At 68.9% G+C, this 2,105-nt stretch carries 3 protein-coding genes; 2 read left to right on the top strand and 1 reads right to left on the bottom strand.

Features of this window, described 5'->3' with window-relative positions; translation table 11 throughout:
* Both A5698_RS04410 and A5698_RS04405 read left to right on the top strand, forming a co-directional pair.
* Nucleotides 1-1,063 (top strand): S-(hydroxymethyl)mycothiol dehydrogenase (locus tag A5698_RS04410; protein WP_068293701.1); only part of this gene is annotated, 1,063 nt, incomplete at its 5' end.
* On the top strand, nt 1,060-1,689 hold the full coding sequence (locus A5698_RS04405; protein WP_067087909.1) for an MBL fold metallo-hydrolase: 630 nt from the start codon (nt 1,060-1,062) through the stop codon (nt 1,687-1,689). The genes A5698_RS04410 and A5698_RS04405, both read left to right, overlap by 4 nt.
* Here the strand turns inward: A5698_RS04405 and A5698_RS04400 are convergent.
* Nucleotides 1,690-2,105 (bottom strand): SHOCT domain-containing protein (locus A5698_RS04400; RefSeq protein ID WP_197506655.1); only part of this gene is annotated, 416 nt, incomplete at its 5' end.

Below are 2,105 nucleotides of genomic sequence, written 5' to 3'. Positions count from 1 at the left end.
GGGTGAGCCAGTCGAGGTCGTGGACGTCGTGATCCCCGACCCCGGTCCGGGTGAGGTGGTGGTCGACATCATCGCCTGCGGGGTCTGCCACACCGACCTGACCTACCGCGAGGGCGGTATCAACGACGAGTTCCCGTTCCTGCTGGGCCATGAGGCCGCGGGCACCGTCGAGTCCATCGGCGTCGGGGTCACCAACGTCGAGCCCGGCGACTTCGTGATCCTGAACTGGCGCGCGGTCTGCGGCCAGTGTCGGGCCTGCAAACGCGGTCGTCCGCACCTGTGTTTCAACACCCACAACGCCGCGCAGAAGATGACGCTGACCGACGGCACGGAGCTGACCCCGGCCCTGGGCATCGGCGCGTTCGCCGACAAGACGCTCGTGCACGAAGGCCAGTGCACCAAGGTCGATCCCGCCGCCGACCCGGCCGTCGCCGGCCTGCTGGGCTGCGGCGTGATGGCGGGACTGGGCGCGGCGGTCAACACCGGCGCCGTCGGCCGCGATGACACGGTCGCGGTGATCGGCTGCGGCGGCGTCGGCGACGCGGCCATCGCGGGTGCGCGACTGGTCGGCGCCAAGCGCATCATCGCCGTCGACACCGACGACAGGAAGCTGGACTGGGCGCGCGACTTCGGCGCGACCCACACCATCAACGCCCGCGAACTCGACCCGGTGGAGACGATCCAGGATCTCACCGACGGGTTCGGCGCCGACGTGGTCATCGACGCCGTCGGCAGACCCGAGACCTGGAAACAGGCGTTCTACGCCAGAGACCTGGCCGGAACCGTTGTGCTGGTGGGTGTTCCGACACCGGACATGACGCTGGAGATGCCGCTGATCGACTTCTTCTCCCGCGGCGGTTCGCTGAAGTCGTCGTGGTACGGCGACTGCCTGCCGGAACGCGACTTCCCCACCCTGATCAGCCTCTACCTGCAGGGTCGGCTGCCGCTGGACAAGTTCGTCACCGAACGCATCGGTATCGACGACGTCGAGGAGGCGTTCCACAAAATGCACGGCGGCTCCGAAACAGACCCGGTGCTCCGATCGGTGGTGGTGTTGAAATGAACGGCGGACCGATCGGCCGGGTGGTCACGCACGGCACATTCGAACTCGACGGCGGCAGTTGGGAAGTCGACAACAACATCTGGATCGTAGGCGACGACTCCGAGGTGATCGTCTTCGACGCCGCACACGATGCGGGGCCGATCGTCAACGCCGTCGGCGGCAGGCACGTGGTGGCGGTCGTCTGCACGCACGGGCACAACGACCATGTGACGGTCGCGCCCGAGCTGGGCCAAGCGCTCGACGCCCCGGTGCTGATGCACCCGGCCGATGACGTGCTGTGGCGAATGACACACCCGGACAGCGACTTCCGCACCGTCGCCGACGGCGACACCCTGCGGGTGGCGGGCACCGAGCTGCGCGCCCTGCACACCCCGGGTCACTCGCCGGGTTCGGTGTGTTGGCACGCGCCCGAGCTGAACGCGGTGTTCTCCGGCGACACCCTGTTCCAGGGCGGTCCCGGCGCGACGGGGCGGTCGTTCTCCGACTTCCCCACCATCCTCGAGTCGATCTCGGGCAGGTTGGGGAAGCTACCCAGCGAGACCGTCGTCTACACCGGTCACGGCGATTCGACCACCATCGGTGACGAGCTCGTCAACTACGACGAGTGGGTGGCCCGCGGGCACTAGCTAGTTCCCGCGCGAACCCGTGCCCCACTTCAGGATTCGGCGCTTCTCCGCCTCGAACTCGGCCTCGCTCAACGCCCCCGAATCCCGAAGGGCGGCCAGCTGCTTGAGCTGCTCGAGCCGCACGCCCGACTCATCCGGCTGGTAGGCCGACGCGGGGCGTGACACCGCGTGAAGCCTCGGTGGCCCGTCCACGTCGACGACCTCCTCCGGCGCCAGTGGCCGCGCGGCCTTGGCCGCCCGTGCCGACCAGAACAGCGCCACGATGAGCCCGAGCAGGCCGAGCGCGGCCAACCCGCCGCAAGCCCACGCCAGCCAGCCGTACGTGCTGCCGTGCCCGAAGGCCAGCCGCGGGTTGATGTATCCGTTGACGCTGCCGTCGGTCGAGACACGATACGTGCCTGGCTCGGCGATCTGCG

The organism is Mycobacterium sp. E136, assembly GCF_001666865.1.
GTDB lineage: Bacteria > Actinomycetota > Actinomycetes > Mycobacteriales > Mycobacteriaceae > Mycobacterium.
Note: the sequence above shows the minus strand (reverse complement) of the source record. Positions and strands in the feature narration are given on the sequence as shown.